The organism is Marinomonas communis (genome assembly GCF_004363305.1).
In the GTDB taxonomy this organism is placed as follows: domain Bacteria; phylum Pseudomonadota; class Gammaproteobacteria; order Pseudomonadales; family Marinomonadaceae; genus Marinomonas; species Marinomonas communis.
Genome location: NZ_SNZA01000001.1, coordinates 797,029 through 817,800 on the forward strand (window position 1 = coordinate 797,029; position 20,772 = coordinate 817,800).

The 20,772-nt window shown below is 45.3% G+C and carries 18 protein-coding genes; 11 read left to right on the forward strand and 7 right to left on the reverse strand.

Annotation, left to right across the window (positions count from 1 at the left end; genetic code table 11):
- Positions 1 to 62 precede the first annotated feature (62 nt).
- Positions 63 to 1,106 (reverse strand): rod shape-determining protein, encoded by a 1,044-nt coding sequence (locus C8D85_RS03845; protein WP_133560029.1) that lies wholly within the window; start codon positions 1,104 to 1,106, stop codon positions 63 to 65.
- 240 nt (positions 1,107 to 1,346) lie between these two features.
- On the opposite strand from C8D85_RS03845, the gene gatC reads away from it, so the two are divergent.
- From gatC to gatB, 3 genes are read left to right on the forward strand one after another with little or no spacing between them, the layout of a single operon-like run.
- Complete coding sequence (gatC, locus tag C8D85_RS03850; protein WP_133560030.1) at positions 1,347 to 1,634, forward strand: Asp-tRNA(Asn)/Glu-tRNA(Gln) amidotransferase subunit GatC; 288 nt, start codon at positions 1,347 to 1,349, stop codon at positions 1,632 to 1,634.
- Positions 1,635 to 1,646: 12 nt separating this feature from the next.
- Positions 1,647 to 3,107, forward strand: coding sequence for an Asp-tRNA(Asn)/Glu-tRNA(Gln) amidotransferase subunit GatA (gatA, locus tag C8D85_RS03855; protein WP_133560031.1), 1,461 nt, complete (start codon positions 1,647 to 1,649; stop codon positions 3,105 to 3,107).
- A 2-nt stretch (positions 3,108 to 3,109) separates the two neighbouring features.
- Positions 3,110 to 4,555, forward strand: coding sequence for an Asp-tRNA(Asn)/Glu-tRNA(Gln) amidotransferase subunit GatB (gene gatB / locus C8D85_RS03860; protein WP_133560032.1), 1,446 nt, complete (start codon positions 3,110 to 3,112; stop codon positions 4,553 to 4,555).
- Positions 4,556 to 4,627: 72 nt separating this feature from the next.
- On the opposite strand, the gene C8D85_RS03865 is transcribed toward gatB, so the two are convergent.
- Positions 4,628 to 5,872, reverse strand: coding sequence for a GGDEF domain-containing response regulator (locus C8D85_RS03865; RefSeq protein ID WP_133560033.1), 1,245 nt, complete (start codon positions 5,870 to 5,872; stop codon positions 4,628 to 4,630).
- A 101-nt stretch (positions 5,873 to 5,973) separates the two neighbouring features.
- On the opposite strand from C8D85_RS03865, the gene C8D85_RS03870 reads away from it, so the two are divergent.
- On the forward strand, positions 5,974 to 6,252 hold the full coding sequence (locus tag C8D85_RS03870; RefSeq protein ID WP_133560034.1) for a YkgJ family cysteine cluster protein: 279 nt from the start codon (positions 5,974 to 5,976) through the stop codon (positions 6,250 to 6,252).
- Positions 6,249 to 7,937 carry a L,D-transpeptidase family protein gene (locus C8D85_RS03875; RefSeq protein ID WP_133560035.1) on the forward strand — a complete coding sequence of 563 codons (1,689 nt, stop codon included), beginning with the start codon at positions 6,249 to 6,251 and terminating at the stop codon, positions 7,935 to 7,937. The genes C8D85_RS03870 and C8D85_RS03875 overlap by 4 nt, the downstream gene beginning before the upstream one ends.
- Before the next feature lie 83 nt (positions 7,938 to 8,020).
- On the opposite strand, the gene rlmM is transcribed toward C8D85_RS03875, so the two are convergent.
- The 3 genes from rlmM to C8D85_RS03890 are packed head-to-tail and all read right to left on the reverse strand — an operon-like array spanning position 8,021 to position 10,874.
- Positions 8,021 to 9,073 (reverse strand): 23S rRNA (cytidine(2498)-2'-O)-methyltransferase RlmM, encoded by a 1,053-nt coding sequence (gene rlmM / locus C8D85_RS03880; RefSeq protein ID WP_133560036.1) that lies wholly within the window; start codon positions 9,071 to 9,073, stop codon positions 8,021 to 8,023.
- Between the two features lie 5 nt (positions 9,074 to 9,078).
- Positions 9,079 to 9,768, reverse strand: a complete 690-nt coding sequence (locus C8D85_RS03885) for a pseudouridine synthase (RefSeq protein WP_133560037.1) — start codon at positions 9,766 to 9,768, stop codon at positions 9,079 to 9,081.
- Entirely contained in the window at positions 9,768 to 10,874 is a 1,107-nt protein-coding gene (locus C8D85_RS03890) for a GGDEF domain-containing protein (protein WP_133560038.1), read from the reverse strand. The genes C8D85_RS03885 and C8D85_RS03890 overlap by 1 nt, the downstream gene beginning before the upstream one ends.
- A gap of 451 nt (positions 10,875 to 11,325) precedes the next feature.
- Here C8D85_RS03890 and C8D85_RS03895 point away from each other — a divergent pair, with 451 nt between their 5' ends.
- From C8D85_RS03895 to C8D85_RS03920, 6 genes are all read left to right on the forward strand, one after another.
- A complete protein-coding gene (locus tag C8D85_RS03895) occupies positions 11,326 to 12,885 on the forward strand; it encodes an ABC transporter ATP-binding protein (protein WP_244936882.1) in 1,560 nt (519 codons plus the stop codon).
- Positions 12,882 to 13,949: an ABC transporter permease gene (locus tag C8D85_RS03900; RefSeq protein WP_133560039.1), complete on the forward strand. Its 1,068-nt coding sequence runs from the start codon at positions 12,882 to 12,884 to the stop codon at positions 13,947 to 13,949. The genes C8D85_RS03895 and C8D85_RS03900 overlap by 4 nt, the downstream gene beginning before the upstream one ends.
- Before the next feature lie 9 nt (positions 13,950 to 13,958).
- A complete protein-coding gene (locus C8D85_RS03905) occupies positions 13,959 to 14,891 on the forward strand; it encodes an ABC transporter permease (RefSeq protein ID WP_133560040.1) in 933 nt (310 codons plus the stop codon).
- Between the two features lie 55 nt (positions 14,892 to 14,946).
- Positions 14,947 to 16,017, forward strand: coding sequence for a BMP family ABC transporter substrate-binding protein (locus tag C8D85_RS03910; protein WP_133560041.1), 1,071 nt, complete (start codon positions 14,947 to 14,949; stop codon positions 16,015 to 16,017).
- Positions 16,018 to 16,131: 114 nt separating this feature from the next.
- Positions 16,132 to 16,491, forward strand: coding sequence for a DUF2750 domain-containing protein (locus C8D85_RS03915; protein WP_244936883.1), 360 nt, complete (start codon positions 16,132 to 16,134; stop codon positions 16,489 to 16,491).
- Positions 16,492 to 16,504: 13 nt separating this feature from the next.
- Positions 16,505 to 17,308 carry a M48 family metallopeptidase gene (locus tag C8D85_RS03920; RefSeq protein WP_133560042.1) on the forward strand — a complete coding sequence of 268 codons (804 nt, stop codon included), beginning with the start codon at positions 16,505 to 16,507 and terminating at the stop codon, positions 17,306 to 17,308.
- Positions 17,309 to 17,407: 99 nt separating this feature from the next.
- Here the strand turns inward: C8D85_RS03920 and C8D85_RS03925 are convergent, their stop codons facing one another.
- Both C8D85_RS03925 and C8D85_RS03930 read right to left on the reverse strand, forming a co-directional pair.
- Positions 17,408 to 17,719, reverse strand: a complete 312-nt coding sequence (locus C8D85_RS03925; RefSeq protein WP_133560043.1) for a high-potential iron-sulfur protein — start codon at positions 17,717 to 17,719, stop codon at positions 17,408 to 17,410.
- Between the two features lie 104 nt (positions 17,720 to 17,823).
- The gene (locus C8D85_RS03930; RefSeq protein ID WP_133560044.1) at positions 17,824 to 20,730 is read right to left on the reverse strand and encodes a ligand-binding sensor domain-containing diguanylate cyclase; all 2,907 of its coding nucleotides are present in this window, start codon (positions 20,728 to 20,730) and stop codon (positions 17,824 to 17,826) included.
- Positions 20,731 to 20,772: the final 42 nt, after the last annotated feature.

Sequence of the window (20,772 nt, forward strand, 5' to 3'; positions counted from 1 at the left end):
CGTGTGCTGGAGACTTTGCCAGACAAGAATGCCGAATTACTAATGGGATGCGCTCCTAACTATTAATCGCTCTCTGGAGAGAACAACTCAGAAGCGTGCTTATCCATCATTTCTAACGCCATACCACCACCGCGTGCTACACAAGTTAGTGGATCATCAGCGATAATCACTGGCAAGCCAGTTTCTTCACTGATTAGACGATCAATTTCACGTAGCAAAGCACCGCCGCCAGTTAACACTAAGCCAGACTCTGCAATATCCGCTGCTAGCTCTGGTGGTGACTGCTCTAGCACACCTTTTACCGCCTGCACGATTTGCGCTAACGGTTCTTGCAATGCTTCAAGAATTTCAGAACTCTTTAGTGTAAAGGAGCGAGGAATACCTTCGGCAAGGTTACGACCACGAACATCAATCTGAAGCTCTTCACCTGTGTGGTAAGCCATACCGATTTCAGTCTTGATGCGTTCAGCTGTCGCATCACCGATTAGGCTGCCATATTGACGACGTACATAAGTTGTAATGGCCTCATCAAAACGGTCACCACCAACACGAATCGATTCTGATGTCACAATGCCGTTTAACGAGATGATAGCGATTTCAGTGGTACCACCACCGATGTCGATCACCATTGAGCCAGATGCTTCCGCGACAGGAAGCCCTGCACCAATAGCTGCCGCCATCGGTTCTTCAATGATAAACACTTCACGAGCACCTGCTCCTAAAGCGGATTCTTTAATCGCACGACGTTCTACTTGAGTCGACTTACATGGGACACAAACTAGAACACGAGGACTTGGTTTTAACATGCTGTTTTCATGTACTTTGGAGATAAAGTACTGAAGCATTTTTTCTGTCACATGAAAGTCGGCGATAACGCCATCCTTCATCGGACGAATAGCGGTAATGTTTCCTGGTGTACGGCCCAACATGCGTTTTGCGTCAGAACCAACGGAAGCAACAGTTTTTTGATTACCATTGTGACGAATTGCTACAACAGACGGCTCATCCAAAACGATTCCACGATCGCGCACGTAAATAAGGGTATTAGCTGTCCCCAAATCGATGGATAGGTCGCTTGAGAACATTCCCCTAATTTTTTTAAACATGAATTTCTACACCCTGAAAAGATCCATTACGAATAGTCAGAAAATGTAACAACCCCCCGTGCTTTGAGCAAGCCGAAACCGCATAATTATGCGATTTCTTTACTCTTATATCTTTGTTTATTGGCGCTTTTTCATCCACAAAAGGAATAATGCATATTTTTTAGCAGTTCACTTTCTACCATTCGCCAATGGCGCTACAATGACTCCCATTTTTCGAAAACCGATATAATTAGGTGAAACATGTCTCTAGAAAAGCAAGACGTGCTCAAAATCGCGCACCTTGCTCGTTTGTCGTTGAATGATAACGACGCCGAGCAATACCAACATTCACTTACGAGTGTTTTGGACTTGGTTGAACAAATGCAATCTGTCGACACCAATGGCGTTGAGCCACTTTCTCACCCACTGGAAGCAAAGCAACGTCTTCGTGACGATGTGGTGACAGAAGAAAATCGCCGCGAAGCCTTCCTTGCCAACGCACCTCAAACTGAAGCGGGCCTATTCTTGGTTCCTAAAGTTATCGATTAAGAGCTTACAGACATGGTTGATCAAAGCATTGCCTCGCTCGCAAAGAAACTGCGAGCAAAAGAAATTTCCAGCGTTGAATTAACGCAAGACTACCTAGCACGCATTAAGCAGCTTGATGGTCAGTTAAACAGCTACATCACTGTCACGGATGAAATCGCCCTTGCACAAGCTGAAGCCGCAGACAAGCTGATTGCTTCTGGCTCCACAAGCACCCTAGCCGGCATCCCAATTGCCCATAAAGACTTGTTCTGTACCGATGGCATCTTAACGACTTGTGCATCAAAAATGCTGCACAACTTTGTACCGCCATACGAGTCCACGGTAACGGGTCGCATGTTAGCATCCGGAGCGGTCACGTTAGGCAAGACCAACATGGATGAATTCGCAATGGGTTCATCGAATGAAAACAGCCATTATGGCGCCGTGAAAAACCCATGGAACCTGGACAAAGTTCCTGGCGGCTCTTCAGGTGGTTCTGCTGCTGCTGTAGCGGCTGGCCTTTGTGTTGCTGCAACAGGCACTGACACCGGCGGCTCGATCCGCCAGCCAGCTTCTTTCTGTGGTATCTCTGGCCTTAAACCAACTTACGGCCGCGTTTCTCGTTTCGGCATGATCGCTTACGCATCAAGCCTTGACCAAGCAGGACCAATGGCGCGTTCTGCAGAAGACTGTGCTCACATTCTTCAGTCAATTGCTGGCTTTGATGCGAGCGACTCAACTTGCTCTGAAGTCGCGACCGAAGATTACACTGCTAACCTTGAAGCCCCTCTTGAAGGCCTAACGATCGGTTTACCAAAAGAGTACTTTGGTGACGGCCTTAACAATGACGTTGCAACAGTAATTCAAGACGCCGTTAAAGAGTTCGAGAAACTAGGTGCTAAGGTTAAAGAAATCTCTCTTCCTAACCTAAACCTAAGTATTCCGTCTTACTACGTGATCGCACCATCAGAAGCATCTTCTAACTTATCTCGTTTTGACGGCGTACGTTACGGCTACCGTTGTGAAGATCCAAAAGATCTAATGGACATGTACAAGCGCTCACGTGGTGAAGGCTTCGGCAAAGAAGTGCAAAAGCGTATCATGGTCGGCACTTACGCCCTATCTGAAGGCTACTACGACGCTTACTACCTAAAAGCGCAACGCATTCGTCGCCTAATCAAAGAAGATTTTGTTAAAGCTTTTGACGAAGTAGACGTGATTATGGGCCCTGTTGCACCCACTACTGCATTTGGTATTGGCGCAAAAACCGATGACCCAATCGCCATGTACCTTGAGGACATCTACACCCTATCGATCAACCTTGCAGGCATCCCTGCCATGTCAATTCCAGCTGGCTTTGCAGAAGGCATGCCTGTTGGCCTACAGATCATGGGTAACTACTTCGCAGAAGCCAAGCTACTGAACGTTGCACACAAGTTCCAGCAAGCAACGGATTGGCATACGAAAAACCCTAGCTTGGCAGAAGGAGCATAATCATGAATTGGGAAGTTGTCATCGGCTTGGAAATCCACGCCCAACTATCGACTCAGTCAAAACTATTCTCTGGTGCAGCAACAAGCTTTGGTGCTGAACCGAATACCAATACAACACTTGTTGATTTAGGTATGCCTGGCGCACTACCTGTTTTCAACAAAGAAGCGCTTCGCATGGCCGTTATGTTTGGCCAAGCAGTGAACGCTGAAATCGGCATGACATCCGTTTTTGCGCGTAAGAACTACTTCTACCCTGACCTTCCAAAAGGCTACCAAACCAGCCAGATGGATCACCCTATTGTCGGTAAAGGTCACTTAGATATCACGCTTGATGACGGCACTGTAAAACGTGTTGGCATCACCCGTGCGCACTTGGAAGAAGACGCGGGCAAATCTTTGCACGAAGATTTCCAGGGTATGACAGGTATCGATCTGAACCGCTCAAGCACACCTCTTTTGGAAATCGTTTCTGAGCCAGACATGCGCTCTGCAAAAGAAGCCGTTGCATACGTTAAGATGATTCACTCAATCGTCACGTACCTTGGTATCTGTGATGGCAACATGGCCGAAGGCTCGATGCGTTGTGACATCAATATCTCTCTACGACCTAAAGGCCAAGAAGAATTCGGCACTCGTACAGAAATCAAAAACGTTAACTCGTTCCGTTTCATTGAGCGCGCTATCTACACAGAAATCGAGCGCCAAGCTGACATCCTCGAAGACGGTGGCAAGATTACTCAAGAAACACGCCTGTACGATCCCGACAAAGACGAGACACGCAGCATGCGTAGCAAGGAAGACGCGAACGACTACCGTTACTTCCCTTGCCCAGATCTATTGCCTATAGAGTTGACACAGGAGTACGTGAACGAGATCGCAGCGAACCTTCCAGAACTACCTGTTCAAAAAGCAGAGCGCTTTATGTCTGAGTACAAGCTAAGCGAATACGATGCTGGTGTTCTATCTGCAACACGCGCGATGGCCGATTACTTTGAAGAAGTAGCCAAAGTTGCCGGCAATGCCAAACTGGCTGCAAACTGGGTAATGGGTGAACTAAGTAAGTACCTAAATACTGAAGGTAAAGAAATCACTGAGTCTTCTGTAACCGCAGAGCAGCTTGGTGGCCTACTGGTTCGCATTGAAGACAACACGATCAACGGCAAAACCGCTAAGAACGTTCTTCAGTCCATGTGGGAAGGTGAAGGTTCAGCCGATCAAATCATCGAAGCAAAAGGTCTGAAGCAAGTAACGGACACTGGCGCTATCGAAAGCATGATTCAAGGCGTGCTAGATGCTAATGCCGCTCAAGTTGAACAGTTCCGCGCGTCGGATGAAGACAAGCAGAAGAAAATGATTGGTTTCTTCATGGGGCAGGTCATGAAAGCATCTCAAGGCAAGGCTAACCCTGGTATGGTAACGCCAATCCTGAACAAACTTTTAAAAGGTTAAGTTTCAGCATCACTAAAAAATGCCCGCTCAACTAAGCGGGCATTTTTATGTTATTTAAACAAGCATCAACGGCTAAGCCACCTCACTATTTAAAGGCTCAATTCGATTGCGCCCAGCACCTTTAGCTCGATACAGGTATGCGTCAGCAGCCTCTAATGTATGATCTAAAGTGTCACAAGCATCCACACAGATGCCAACACTGCAGGTTACGGCCATCCGCTTCTCGGTAAACAAAGTCGTTCGAACCTCATTCATAAAGTTCAAAACATCACAGTGAAGGCTGATTTTATCTTTTGTTGAAATAACAACAAACTCCTCACCACCATAGCGACCGACCAGATCATCTCCAAAATGATTCTTAAAAATACTGGAAAATTGAACGAGTAACTGATCCCCAATCAAATGACCGTGCGTGTCATTAACCTGTTTAAACTCATCGATATCAAAAATGCAGACTTCAAACCCTTCATAGCTTTCACGGGTTTTAAATAAAGTTTCACCCTTATCAAAGAGGTAACGTCGATTGAACATACCCGTAAGCGGGTCAAGGTTAGCCTGTTGCTTGATCATCTCCAGCATTTCGACAGATTCAAGGCTGCTAAAAACTCGCCAGTAAAACTCTTCGTGATAAAACGGTTTTTTTAGAAAATCATTCGCACCGCTTTTTATGAATTTAGCAGATAGCAAGCCATCCCCTTCTGCTGAAACACCAATAAAAACCAAGTTCTGATATTCAGACTTCTGACGCAAGGTTTTTACCAGCGTACAACCATCCATGTTCGGCATATGATGATCAGATATGACCAGCTTTATATCGGGATTGGATTCGAGAACCCCTAGAGCCTCTAAGCCATCAGCGGCTCGAAGCACTTTAAAATGCGCTTTATGCAGTAGATTTGTGACAATATTAAGACACATCTTACTGTCATCAACAACCAACACTTTGGTCTCTAAGTTTTTACGAAGACGATCCAAAAGTTTCTCAACTTGACCATAGGCATAGCGATTATCCTTGGTGATGTAGTCCAACACTCCACGATCAAGCAAACGGCTTCGCAAGGACTCATCAAAGTTGCCGGTAAGCACTACAACAGGCACCTTATGACCCAGCACCTCAGAGACAACCTCTCCGTTAGGAGCATCCGGTAAATTAAGATCGACAACTGCCGCCAAAAAAGTCGTACCTTGATTGAGCGCCTCTTTTGCTGCTGCCAGATCTTTACACATCACACAACGAAAAAAAGGATTAGCACCAATCAGTTTCGCGAGGATTTTTCTAACAACAGCGGTATCTTCAACCACTAATATGTTATACATTCTGCTACCCTTAAGATTACTCCTATTGAATGTAACAGCGAATTGCCAATTTAACGTCGGTTACTTAGTAGTAAAATAGTGAACATTTGTAAAAAACTCTAATGAATTGTCGACCGCACTGTGGGGCATGCTGCATAGCTCCATCTATCACCAGCCCAATACCTGGGATGCCTAACGGTAAACCCGCTGGAACCCCTTGCATCCAATTGGATGAGCATTTTCACTGTAAAATTTTCAACCATCCCGACAGACCCAATGTTTGCGCGCAATTTGAAGCAGTGGAATACGTCTGCGGCGACAATCGTAGCCAAGCATTAGAGACCCTAAATGATATGGAAACCGCCACTCTACCTAGCATCTTTTTTAAGGACAAATCATGAACAGAACACTTCAGAATTTTAGTGTCGCCGTTTTAACCTGTGCCTTTTTATCAGGCTGTGCATCCAATTCAGATCGCACTGCGACACAAAGCAATTTTGTCACTACACCACCAAGCGATGCACAAATCGAGAATAGCGTCACGCAACAAGTATCCATGATGCTAGAGGCTTTCACACCGATTGCTGGACAGGCACTACCTAATAAAAGCGTACTAGACGCTTATGCCTTCCGTGACTATGAGCCCATTTGGGTTGAAAAGAAACAGCTAAATCCCGCCATTTACAAGTTAGTCGACACTCTAGAATCGGCACGCAGCCATGGCTTAAACCCAGTCCATTATCATCTTGAAACTATAAAAGAGTACTTAAGCCTGAAAAGTGCTACATCCCAGCAACTAGCAGAGCTAGATGTCATCACTACTATCGCATTAGCAAGTTTTGCACATGACCTATCAATTGGGCGATATGAGCCACAACTGATTGATCCAAACTGGCGTTTAGACGCGCCTAGTAAAGATTGGCAAAATTTACTGTTTCTCGATTCACCAAGCGACATGGTTAATTACTTACCGACCCTAGCGCCGAGACAGCCAGATTATCAAGTACTTCAAAACTGGCTAGTTTTTTACCAAGAAACCGCTCAAAAAGAAGGTGATATCCGCGTTACCCCAGGCATCCCACTTAGGCTCGGAGACGAGGGTCCAAGAGTAGCTCAACTTAGAGCAAGGCTGGTGCAGCTTGGCGATATCCGCTTTAGTACTAGAAAAACTAACGAAGACTTGTTTGACCAGCCACTAAAAGATGCATTGATCAGGTTTCAAAGACGCCATCAACTCGACATGGATGGCGCAGCTGGCCCGCAAACCATCAAATCACTTAATGTATCCTTAGAAACTCGGGCCAAACAAATTGCCTACAACCTTGAACGATGGCGTTGGCTTCCCTCACAAATTGAAGACAATAGAATTTGGGTAGACCTTACCAACTATCAGGCTGACATTCATTTGAATGGACAAACTGAAAACATGAAAGTCGTAATAGGAAAGCCAGATAGAAAAACCAATGTTTTCTATGGCAAGATGACTTATATGGTAGCCAACCCTACATGGCGCGTGCCTATGCGTATCGCTAGGGAAAACCTTTTGCCCAAGATCCAACAAGACCCAGAATATCTTGCCAAGAACAACTATAAGGTTTTCTCAAGCTGGAGCATTGGCGCTAAGCAACTTAACCCAAGCCACATTGATTGGAAAAAGATTGAACCCGAGAATTTAAGATATCGCTTCGAGCAACAGGCTGACGAAGAAAATGCATTAGGCGCTTACAAATTTATGTTCCCGAATAAATTCGACATTTATTTGCATGACACGCCGGCAAAACACTTATTTAACCGAAGTGAGCGAGCTTATAGCTCTGGTTGCGTCAGACTAGAAAAGCCTGACAGCCTCGCGAACCTTCTAGTTTCAAACAGCCCTCGTCGCCAGCAGCAACTACAAGAGGCCCGCAATTCTGGACAAACTAAAGTTATTTCGCTAGAAGAACCATTACCCGTTTACCTGGTGTACTTTACTGTGGTGCCAAATGCGAATGGTATGCCAGAGTTTCGTCAAGATATTTATGACAGAGACAGTTTAATGGAAGAAGCCATGGGATACTCACCGTTCCCAGCAAGAAATAGCTTTTAATATCTTTAAACATAAATATCTTTAAACATAAGAAAGGGGCCAAATTTGGCCCCTTTCACTTCGCACTGCTGTATTTTCCGGACTCACTTAATCATGATGCAAACTGTGATTTCTTCACGGTCATGAAACAAGTGTTTGTATTGAATATCGTATCGCAGTTTATGTTGTGATAGTTGCCCTGCAATAAGTTCTAAACACTGAACAACTTCTTGATAGCGTTTCTTCATCGGCAACTTAAGATTGAAAATCGTACGTTGTGTCCAGCCTTCACATAGCCATTTTGCCATCAGCTCTGCCACCAAGATCGGACGTTCCACCATATCACAAACCATCCAATCCACTTTAACCGGTGGCTCAAATTTGAAGCCGTCTTCCGTCATGTGAGAAACTAAACCTGTCGCCATTAACTCCTTTTGCATTGGCCCGTTGTCAACAGCGTAGGTATGAATTCCTCGCACAACAAACTGATAAGTCCAGCCACCTGGGCACGCTCCCAAATCCACTGCATGCATACCATCGTGCAAATCACGCTCTCGCTTATCTTCAGGTACGAACTGCAGTAATGCTTCTTCAAGCTTCAACGTTGAGCGACTTGGACCTTTTGCAGGAAAACGCAAACGCCGAATACCCATCGGAAATTCCGAACGACAGGAATCAAAGCTCACACCTAGATAAGCTTGATTGCCTTCCATGAAAAATACGTGATGGCGAATACCAACCGCTTTTTTACGAAGCAACCCTGCCTTTTTCCAAGCACCTAGCAAGGGCTTCTGAATTTTCTTGATCAGTCCCGACAAGGCTTTTGCCTCATTGGTATCTGCTGTTTCAAGCCATATGTCTTCCGCCAACGGCAAATCACGAGCCGCCTCAAGCAACGCTTGAACTCGTCCACCCTGTTCAAAATCAACCACATCATTTACCGCAACAATTTGTCGCGCGAAAATCAAATGATTGAACGAAAGGGAACGAATAATTGTTTCAGCCGCATCCTGTTGATCCGTATTAAAGACAATAAAACCGGAGCTTTCTTGCGGCACGCCATAACCATAAATACCGCACTCAGCGGCTTTATCGGTGATTTCAGCCAAGGCATCTTTCTCAAACCCTGGACGACAGTAAATCAAAATATTTTTCATAGTATTCAGGCGTCTAGTTTAGGTAATTTAAATTTGGGCCATGTAACAGGGGAGCGCAGAAACAACTCATCGTATCGCTGTCGAACCTCGTCAGTAAAGACAGCGTCCTCTTCAGGCCACTTAGAAAAGTTGAAAGTTTCTCCAAACCATTCAAAACTTAGAGAAAAGGCATGTAGATAACCTCGTTCAGCAGCATCGGCCGCGTATCGGGTATCACCAAGAATCGGGGCACCAATACTTTTTAGCGCGACTCGAATTTGGTGTGTCTTGCCTGTTAATGGGCGTACAAAGAAGAATCTCAGCCCACCTTCGGCAAAACTAAAGAACTGAGTTACTGCAAAATTCTCAGGCGAGTTGGTCAACTTCCATTGCCCCCTTCTACTCGCAGACATACCGCCAGAAATGGTCCCCTGCTTTTTCTTAGGCTTCATTTTCGACACAGCAATGTATCGTTTCTCCATGACATGCTCACTGAAAAGCTGACCAAAAGCTCTAGCCGCTTCCTTATTAGTGGCAAAAAGCAACAGACCCGACGTCATCTTATCCAAACGATGCACAGGAAAAAATTGAGTACTGGGATAGGCCTGCTGTAGTCGTTGAACAAAACCAATCCCCTCTTCGGAATGAAAACTTTCACCCGCAGGTTTTACAACCACCCAGAAATCAGCATGCTGGCAAACTACTTCTATAGTCATCACACAGCCTCCATATCTTTGCCGGCAAATACCACCTGATTGCGGCCTTGATCTTTTGCTTGATAAAGAGCCTTATCCGCTCTTGCTAAAACTTGCTCATAGCGCTGCGTTTCAGCATCCACTCCTGCAATACCAATACTGGTTGTCACTCGTAATTTTTTATCTAATCCGTTGTATGCCAAACGCAAATCGCTGATTTGTATTCGAACACTCTCCATCAACTTCAGCGCTTCTTCCGTTCTAGTATTAGACATGATAATGACGAACTCTTCCCCACCATACCGACCAATCCAGTCACTCTTTCGAATAGTGTTTTTCATCACTGCCGCAGTTTTCTGAAGCACCAGGTCGCCTGTTTCGTGGCCAAACCTATCATTAATACTTTTAAAGTGATCCAAATCTAAAATCGCAAAACAACAAGCCTGATTACTTAGCATCGAGTCTGCAAATACATTGGCCGCTTCCGCTAAGACTTTACGACGATTATGTACTTTGGTGAGGTCATCAACCTCGGCCAGATAGCGTAAATGCTCATTAAGCTTACGCAATTTGGTAACGACTACCCCTGCAATCAAAACAATCATACAAGCAGATGCAACAAAGGTACTCAATGCAATCAGCAAACGAACATCTAAAGATGCATAAGGGGTGGTTTTCGGTGCAAACAGCTCAATAAAAGCAAACATCATCAGGGCAAATGCGCATACAACAAATTGAGCTTTACCTCTGTCTACCCTAAATCCCGTTACCGAATACGCGGCTAAAATAATTAGCAGCCATGCAAAATGACTATCTGAGCCGTAAAACCTGAAGGTACAAATGGAGACATAGGTCGCACAAGCTAACGGAAACAGAACCCGAGCACAGCCAGCATACCCCTTTATCGAGAGCAGGTAGCCGATAACAGAGACCATGGCTCCCAAAATATGGACGATGGATTCAGTAAACCAGCCATAAACAAAAAATACCAATGCCGACATAATGCCGACCATTGCTGAGAGCAAGTAAGTGATATTGACTACTTGTTTTCTGTTGAGGTCTGCGTCAGCACCATTGATCGCAATCAGCGCTGCAAACCTTCGAATGTACGGCTTTAAAAAAGACAATGTTTGTCCTTGGTGAGAGGGGTAATAGGTATCGAACCCACTACTAAAAAATGGCTCTAAATAAAAACAGTATTTTACACCACTAAAGACTTAGAACCTATGCCTAATTCTGGACCGATCGGTCAAATTTAGCACCAAGTTAGCGCAATTCTGACCAAAAAAACAATTTTCTTGTTTATCTAAGGCAATAATTCATGGCTTAGAAAGCTGACCATGCAGACAAACAAGTGAAAATTGCGTATTCTTCGCGACCAATTATAAGCCTTTAGATGATTATTCATTGATTGGCATAAAAATTGATAAGACATATCGAGCAGACCGATTCTAGTCAGCCAGTCGCCTTACATTTTTAAGGCGCAAATATAGCCATGGACGCTTTAACACGATGACGAAAGCAAACTAAGCTTTCTAAATTAGAAAGATCATTACCCAAACACATAGAGTATTAACGGTGTCGGAAACATTGAAAAACCAGAGCTTGAAGCCACGCTTGGAGCTACTGAATATCACTAAACAGTACCCCGGATGCCTTGCCAATGACCAAATTTGCATGACCCTAATGCCAGGTGAGATTCATGCGTTACTTGGTGAAAACGGTGCAGGCAAAAGCACATTGGTGAAAACCATATACGGTGTAGTATCCCCTGATTCAGGCCAGATCCTTTGGGATGGCCAAGCCGTTGACATTAAGTCTCCGTCTAAAGCTCGTGACTTAGGCATTGGCATGGTGTTTCAGCACTTTTCATTGTTCGAGACGTTAACTGTCGCGCAAAACATTGAGCTGTGTTTAAGCCCCACCCAATTAGCTGACATTGGCAATCTGGCCGCACGTATCACAAAGCTATCGCAAGATTATGGTTTGAATGTTGATCCTGATCGCTATGTTCACTCGCTCTCTATAGGTGAACGTCAACGGGTTGAGATCATGCGTTGCCTAGTGCAATCAGTGAAGTTGCTAATCTTGGACGAACCAACGTCTGTTTTAACACCCCAAGAAGTTGCTGGCTTGTTTAATGTATTAAGACAATTGTCCAATGAAGGGTGTAGTATTTTATTTATCTCCCATAAGCTGCATGAAGTAACAGAGATTTGCCATAATGCCACTATTCTTCGTGGCGGTAAGTTTGTAGGTGACTGTGAACCGGCTAATGAGACGCCTGCAACGATCGCTAAAATGATGGTCGGTGACTTGGCTGAGCAAGATGCAGGGTATGAAAAAGCTCATGGCGAAGAAGTCATTTTCTCTGCGCAATCTCTTAACCTAGCAGCCAAACACCCATTTGGCACGTCTCTTAAGAACGTCAACTTTGAGTTACTCAAGGGTGAAATCTTAGGAATTGCAGGCGTAGCCGGCAATGGTCAAGAAGAGCTAATGTCCATTATCAGTGGTGAAGATAACCGAACTTTAAAAGGTGTATTCACACTAGATGATCAAGACCTTGGCACTTTGTCTGCTGGCGCGAGACGCCGCAACGGTTTAGCGTACGTCCCTGAAGAACGCTTAGGCCGTGGCGCTGTTCCCGAAATGAGCTTATCGGAAAACACTTTGCTTACCCACAGTCGAGGTTTTGTGAAATCTGGGCTTGTAAATTGGAAAGCGGTCAAAGACTACGCTAAAAAACTGATCTCTGACTACAGCGTAAAATGCCACGGCGAGTTCGCAGAGGCCAAGAGCTTAAGTGGCGGCAATCTACAAAAATTCATTATGGGTCGTGAAATTGGCCAAAACCCAAAGGTTTTAATTTGTGCTCACCCTACTTGGGGTGTTGATGTCGGTGCAGCGCTCGCCATTCACCAAGCTCTCCTAACCCTACGTGATCAAGGTGCTGCCATCCTGCTTATCTCTGAAGACATTGATGAGCTGTTCTTACTGGCAGATCGCATGGCCGCGGTATGTGATGGACACCTTTCCCCAGTTGTTCGTACCGAAGAGACTTCCATTGATCAGATTGGTCAGTGGATGGCTGGGACTTTTATTAACGCTAATGATCACGCGGAGGCTACAGCATGATCCGTGTTCAAGCTCGAACTGAGCCTAGCACCCTAATGACATTCGCCTCACCTTTTTTGGCGATCGTTCTGACATTAATTTTTGGCTCTATTCTGTTTACGGCATTAGATAAAGACCCTATTCAAGCATTGCACGTACTGCTTGTATTGCCTTTATCTGATGCTTACAACATCAGTGAGATGCTGGTAAAAATGGGGCCTTTACTGCTTTGTGCTGTGGGTCTATCGCTGTGTTACCGCGCGAATATGTGGAACATCGGTGCCGAGGGTCAATTACTCGCAGGCGCACTAGGTGGCAGCGCCGTTGCTCTGATGTTTGTCGACTCCGAGTCATTCATGGCAATGCCATTGACCCTACTCGGGGGCATCCTATCGGGGATGGCTTGGGCTGCGATTCCAACGTATTTAAAAGTAAAATTTAATTCAAACTTGATCCTAACAACGATCATGTTGAACTACATTGCTTTGTATTTACTGATCTGGGCAGTGCACGGCCCCTTGCGTGATCCAGATGGCTTTGGCTTCCCTGAGTCAGCACTCTTTTCAGACGCCACTTTACTGCCAGTGTTATCTGACAGTGGCCGCGTCCACTTAGGTGTTGTCTTGGCTATTCTGCTAGCACTTTTTGCTTGGTTTATTCTAAGTAAAACTCACCTTGGCTTTAAAATTAGAGTGTACGGTGCTGATGAGCCTGCAGCGACCTATGCTGGCTACAACGCTAAAGGCATTAGTTGGTTTGTTATGTTGTTTGCTGGTGCATTGGCTGGTTTAGCAGGTGTATCTGAAGTGGCAGGCCCCATCGGTCAGCTTACTCCTAATATCTCACCAGGATACGGCTATTCAGCTATTATTGTTGCTTACTTAGGTCGACTTCACCCAGCTGGCGCCATCATTGCTTCGATCTTCTTGGCCATTTTATACATGGGCGGAGACTTAGCGCAGATTGAAATGGGCATTCCCATTGCGGTAGTAGGTATGTTCCAAGGCGTTCTTCTATTTTTCCTTTTAGCGTGTGACTTTTTCATTCGTTACCGCGTTGTATCATCACGTGAAAACATGGCCTAGGAGTAAAACGTGGATATTGATTTAATTACACAAGTTCTGTTTGCGGCCATTAAAACTGGTACGCCTTTGCTGTTCATTGCGCTAGGCGAAGCAATCTGTGAAAAGACGGGCGTACTTAACCTTGGCCAAGAAGGCATGATGTTGATGGGCGCTGTGGTAGGCTTCATGGCGGCTTATGGCACAGGAAATGCAGGTTTTGGCTTACTTGGTGCCATGCTGATCGGCATGGTCATGAGCCTGATTTTCGGCTTTTTAGTGTTACACCTTGGTGCTAACCAAGTCGCCACTGGTTTGGCTTTAACTATCTTTGGCACTGGATTGAGTGCATTTATTGGCTCTGGCGTCGTTGGCCAGACCATTGCAGGCTTCCAGCCTGTGTACATCCCTGTTTTGTCAGACTTGCCTGTTGTGGGCAAAGTTCTGTTTAGCCACGATCCACTGGTATATCTAGCTATCGCATTAGCATTGGTGATCGCATGGGTAGCCAATAAAACTCGTATCGGTTTAACAATCAAAGCCGTAGGCGAAAACCCTAACGCGGCCAACGCAATTGGTATTAAAGTACTACGAGTACGCTACCTTGCAGTTATGTTTGGTGGCGCTATGGCCGGTCTTGGTGGTGCTTATATGTCACTTGTTTACACGCCAATGTGGGTAGAAAACATGACGGCAGGTCGTGGTTGGATCGCCCTTGCCTTGGTTGTTTTCGCATCATGGCGTATTGGTAATATTGTATTAGGGGCGTATCTGTTTGGCCTTGCTAGCATCATGCACTTAGTACTTCAGGGTATGGGCTGGTCTATTTCGCCAAACTTACTGGCAATGCTGCCTTACGTTGCGACCATTGTCGTTATGGTGATTATTAGCGCAGACAAATTTAAAGAGAAGCTATTAGCACCGCGTTCTCTTGGTAAGCCGTTCGATCCACGTCAAATGGCCTAATAGGTTTTGGTAAACGTTTTTTGTAAATCGCCCTCGGGCACAAAAGGAGCAAATAATGAAACTTAAGAGCTTACTTGTAGGTCTAGGCCTATTGGCAGGTGTTGGTGCAGCTCAAGCTGCAGACGACCCATTCAAAGTAGGGTTTGTATATGTAGGCCCAGTTGGCGACCTAGGTTGGAGCTATGAGCACGACCGTGGCCGTCAAGAGCTTGAAAAATACTTTGGTGACAAAGTTGAAACTACTTTCGTTGAAAACGTGCCCGAAGGTGCTGATGCTGAGCGTGTTATCACGCAACTGGCTAAATCTGGCAACGACCTAATCTTCTCTACGTCATTTGGTTTCATGAACCCGACACTGAAAGTTGCTAAGCGCTTCCCAAAAGTTACCTTTGAGCACGCAACAGGCTACAAACGTTCTAAGAACATGGGTACTTATGTTTTAAGAACGTATGAAGGTCGTTATGTTTCTGGCGTAGCCGCTGGCATGCTAACAGAAACAAATACTATCGGTTACATTGGTTCATTCCCAATCCCGGAAGTTATCCGAGATATCAACTCTTCTTTCATGGCAGCTAAGAGCGTTAACCCTGACGTTACCATGAAAATTGTGTGGGTGAACTCTTGGTATGATCCAGGTAAAGAAACAGATGCTGCGAATGCTCTAATGGATCAGGGTGTGGATGTATTGCTACAGCATACAGATAGCCCTGCGCCACTTATCGCAGCAGAAAAACGTGGTAAGCGTGCCATTGGCCAAGCGTCTGACCAAAGCAGCTTCGCTCCAACAGCGCACGTATTCTCAGTACGTGATGATTGGGCTCCTTACTACATCAAAGTGACTCAAGCAGTTATGGATGGAACGTATGAACCATCTGACTTCTGGGGCGGTTTCCAAGAAGAGATGCTTAGCCTAGCGTCTATTAATGACAACCTACCAACTGATGTTCGCGCAAAAATCGATGAGACTTACGCGAAAATCAAATCTGGTGAGTTCCACCCTTTCACTGGTCCAATTAAGGACAACAAAGGTAATGTGGTTGTCGCAGAAGGCCACACACTAACCGATACAGAGCTTGCGCAAGTAAACTGGTATGTTGAAGGCATCACTGACGAGATTCCTCGTTAAGCTACGACGCTTCTGTCATTAAAAACGGGCGATCAATTGATCGCCCGTTTTTTTGGTCAGGCACTTTTTCAAACCTGTGTTATCATCATTCCAAACTTTACTTAGAGCAGCACTATGACGATGAGCAATACAGATTTTTTTAGAGAAACCAGTCAGTCACGCTATGATTTATTTGTTAAACACATCAGCAAAGGTGGCGTCTGTTTCACCCTTGCCGACGAGGAAGGCTGTTTAAACCTCACTGTAGGCAATGAGCGCGTTTTACCTATTTGGCCTACTGCTGAACTCGCTAACGAGTGGGCCTCAACAGAGCACCAAGAATTCAGTGCTCTTGAGATTAGCAACGAAGCATTTGTGGAAACTTGGTTACCAGGCATGCAAAATGACAACATCAGTGTTGGCGTAGCACCAAACATGGCTGGAGAAAGCATTGTCGTTCAGGCAATGGAATTAAAACAAGAGATTCAAGGCTAAAAAGGAAATCACCATGACCTCTAAACTATTGCGAATGTTGACCATAGGACTAGTTAGTACCGCTTTAGTGGCCTGTAGCACCTCCCCTACTGGTAGAAAGCAATTAGTACTGATGCCTGATAGCCAACTCAATGAGATGGGTGTTGCCTCTTTTTCAGAAATGAAATCCAGCACACCTGCCTCTAGCAGTACAAAAGCGACGCAAAACGTTCAATGTGTTGCTGATCGTATCATTGCAGTACTGCCTGATGAGTACCGTAATCAAGCGTGGGAAGTGGTACTTTTTAATGACGAACAAGTAAACGCATTTGCTTTACCAGGTTATAAAATTGGGGTGTACACAGGCTTATTAGATGTCGCACAAAATCAATCCCAGCTGGCTGCAGTGATAGGCCATGAAGTAGGACACGTGATGGCCCGCCATGGTAACGAGCGCGTTTCGACACAGCTAGCGACAAATCAAGCCCTCGCAATTGGCTATCAGCTATCAGGCGAAGATTCCGCGACCAAGGCAGCTATTTTTCAAGGCTTGGGGATAGGTGCTCAAGTAGGGATCATTTTACCATTTAGTCGCATTCATGAATCCGAAGCAGATGTGATTGGCCTAGACCTAATGGCCAAAGCTGGCTTCAACCCTGAAGAAAGTATTAAGTTATGGCAAAACATGGCTAAGAATGGCTCCAGTACAACGCCAGAGTTTTTATCTACTCACCCATCGCATGATACTCGCATGAAAGACTTAAATGCTGCGATGGCAACACCTAAACAAGTATATGCGTCTTTAAAAAGCGCCAACAAAGTTGCCAACTGCTACTAGGCCCTAAAACGTCACAAAAAAGCCCTTAAGCCTTCCACAGCTTAAGGGCCTTATTTATTTTGGACTACCCCTCAGGATCACATCCAGCATAGTCGGTCTCTATGGTTTTTTCACCCATGCCTGACACCAACCATTAGCTTCTACTGCATGGCCTGCAAACAACGGACAAGCTCCCGTTGCTGCATTGAAAAAGTTACAGTTTGAACAGTTGCTGCCTGCTTTAAAAGCAGCATGAGACGCAGCAGATGCTGCATCAGGAGTGTAAGCCAACGCCTTCGCATTCGGTGCATTAACATCTAGCATAGGTAGCGCGGCAAACGCTTGCTGAGTCAGCGCTCCCATTCCAAATGGCAATACAGCCAACCCAAACAAGCCTCTTTTAACAAACTTTCTACGGTCTTGATTCACCATTACTCTCTCCTGCTGTTTAACCTGCTGACAGGTTAGTCATTTCTTAAACAACAAAAGAGTAAGGGTGGAATCATTCTCAGAGACTGACTCACATCACAACTTACTTAACCGCGAGCTTTAAACTCATCGAAACACTCAACACGATTACGCCCATTCTCTTTGGCGATATACAGGGCTTGATCTGCTCGCTTCAACAAGGTCTGATAGTCTTTACAACCCAAGCCATTGGCTAAACCAATGCTCACTGTAATATCAAATGCGCCGTCTAAAGAAGGACACTCTATCTGTGCTACCCCCTCTAAAAGCTTTTTACAAATTCGTTTCGCTTCTTCAGGGGAGCAATGCAACAAGACCGTAAACTCTTCCCCCCCCCATCGTGCCACTTGATTTGGCTCAAGCACTGTCGTATTGAGGTAAGATGCAACCAGTTTAATCACCTCATCACCCACGATATGAGAAAAACGGTCATTTACTTGTTTAAAGTGGTCGATGTCAATGATGGCAAGATTCAAATGGCTTAATAGCGGGAAGGCAAGAATGAAGTCACTACGAACTTGTTCATCAAAGGCCCGACGGTTAGACAAACCTGTTAACGGATCTTCTTTAGACTGCTTTTCATAGCGCTCAGATTGTTCCCTTAATGCCTGGGTTTTCAATTCAATTTGCTGTGCCAGATAAACTTGGCGTAACTTCAACACACGAATACGCCAAAGCACCAAACTAGCAAGTAGTGCAACAAGTGTTAGAAATGCTAGTACTTGCACTTCTATTCTCTGCCACCAAAAAGGCAGTATTTCAAACTGGTAGCTCGTATCCGAATTACTCCATGCCCCATAAGGGTACCGTGCACTCACTAAAAACTCATATTTTCCTGGTGGAAGGTTGGTATACTCAGCAACGCTTTGGTTTTCACGGTAATTCCATTCATCTTCAAAACCAACCAGCTTTGTCTGATACTGAATGCGCTGAGACATAATATAACTAAGTCCAGCAAAGCGAATTCTTAGGCGATTCACGCCAGGCTCAAGAGTACGAATTTTTTGTGGGTTAATCAGAACACCATCAGCATCTACTCGCTCCAACACGACAGGTAATCGGTATTGATAAAGCTGCTTCAGCGAAGTTGGCCGGATCATTGATAAGCCATTCGCCGTGGCAAATGCCATATCACCTTGTCTCGTACTCACTGCCGCTGGGGTCGAGCCGCCATTAACTTGATCACTCCCCATACCATCCGCTTCGTCGAAGTGTTCAAAGTCGATTGAATTCAATTCACCTGACGCAACACGATGCGCTTCAACATAGCCAATTTTCCAAATCCCACGGTTACTGGTGAGCCAGAAGCTTCCCATATGGTCGTAGACCACCTGAAAGATCTTATCAATCGGTAGACCGGATGGCTTACCAATCCCACCTATTGTACCTTGGTTCACGTCGTATCGAAGCAAACCTCGGTCAGTTGCCATCCAGACATATCCTGGCTCGATATAGAAACCAAACACATACTGAGCTCCTTCAAAACCTGCTATGGAGATTTCCTCAATAGCACCGCTGGAGTGATACATGGCAACACCTTCCGCAGTACCAATCCAAATGCGCCCTCTAAGATCTTCAGCCATAGCCATAACATAATTGTCAGGCAGATTAGAATTCTCCTGCGTGATCAGCTGTCGTTCCCCGCTGGCATCAATTTTCAGAACACCACTGGTTGTCCCCAACCAAAGCGTACCTTTAGAATCCTCATAAATTGCACGTACCTCATCCGATGGAAGACCAGAAGCACGATTGATGAGAGGCGACATATCGCCGTTAAACCATTCGTATACACCGGCTCTTTGGGTACCCACATAAACTTTACCCGATATACTCTGGGCAAGGCTTAAAATAGACTGTCGTGCTGAATAAGATGAAGACGCAGGCGACGCTTTACCATCTATGATCAAGCTGAGACCTTGGCTTGTTCCAACTAAGAAACGTTCCCCCGTAATGGGGAGCACTGTTCGGGTAAAGTTTCCCATCAAACCATCCGCTTGATTAATCGACGTGAAGGGAGCTGAACGCAAACGCAAAACGCCAGCATTCGTTCCTACCCAGATACTGCCTTCTACATCTTGATACCAAGACAACACGCGATTATTGGGCAGCCCATTAGAGGTATCAACAAACTCGAGTTGATCATAACCCAAGCGAGCCAAGCCTTTACTTAGTGTACCTAACCAAATAAATCCACTTTTATCTTCAGAAATAGTCGTAATCGTTGAGTTTGAGAGTTCATTTCGATAGCGCTTTACGCTTTCGCCATCGTAGCTCCAAGCACCTAAATCAGATGCAATCAGTAAAGTCCCTTGATGATCAAATGATAAGTCATTAACGCGAGTATCAGGCGCGACATCAGGAAGGAACAAAGGTGTAGGCAAATCAGAGCCAAGACGGTACAAACCTTGCTCTGTTGCAGCAAAAATGGGCCCATCTTTGTATTGAACTAGACGGTAGGCACCGATATCCAGTACTTTTTGTTCTGCGCCATAGGACTTTTCGGATAAATGCGGACGCAGGAAAACCCCTTCACCTTCGATAGCAATCCAGAGGTTACCTTGATGATCCTCTAAAATATCGTTAACAAGGCCTTGAGCAATATCTTGCGGATACCAATTAAAACCTTCTCTGAGCGTTAAACCACCTCGGGCACCGCCGACCCAAAGCTGATTATTAGAGGATGCCTCCAACGCTCGCGTGCCTGCATCAACAATACCCGTCGCAGCGTCGCGACTAAATAGAGTGAATGAAATTCCATTATAGCGGGCAACCCCTTCCCAGGTCGCAAACCACAGATAGCCGTCTTCCGTTTGAGCAATAGCGTTGACACTGTTATGAGGCAGCCCATCATGAGAAGTCCATACCTCAGTAAAATAATCATTTACACTGGTTACTGCATAAGTGAATGTGGCACATACACAGCACAGTAAGCCAAACAGAAGCCTCGAAAGGGTGTGGGTTAAACGATATGGCATGTTCTGTCCTAGAAAACACGATAATAATTGTTTATCAGTTAC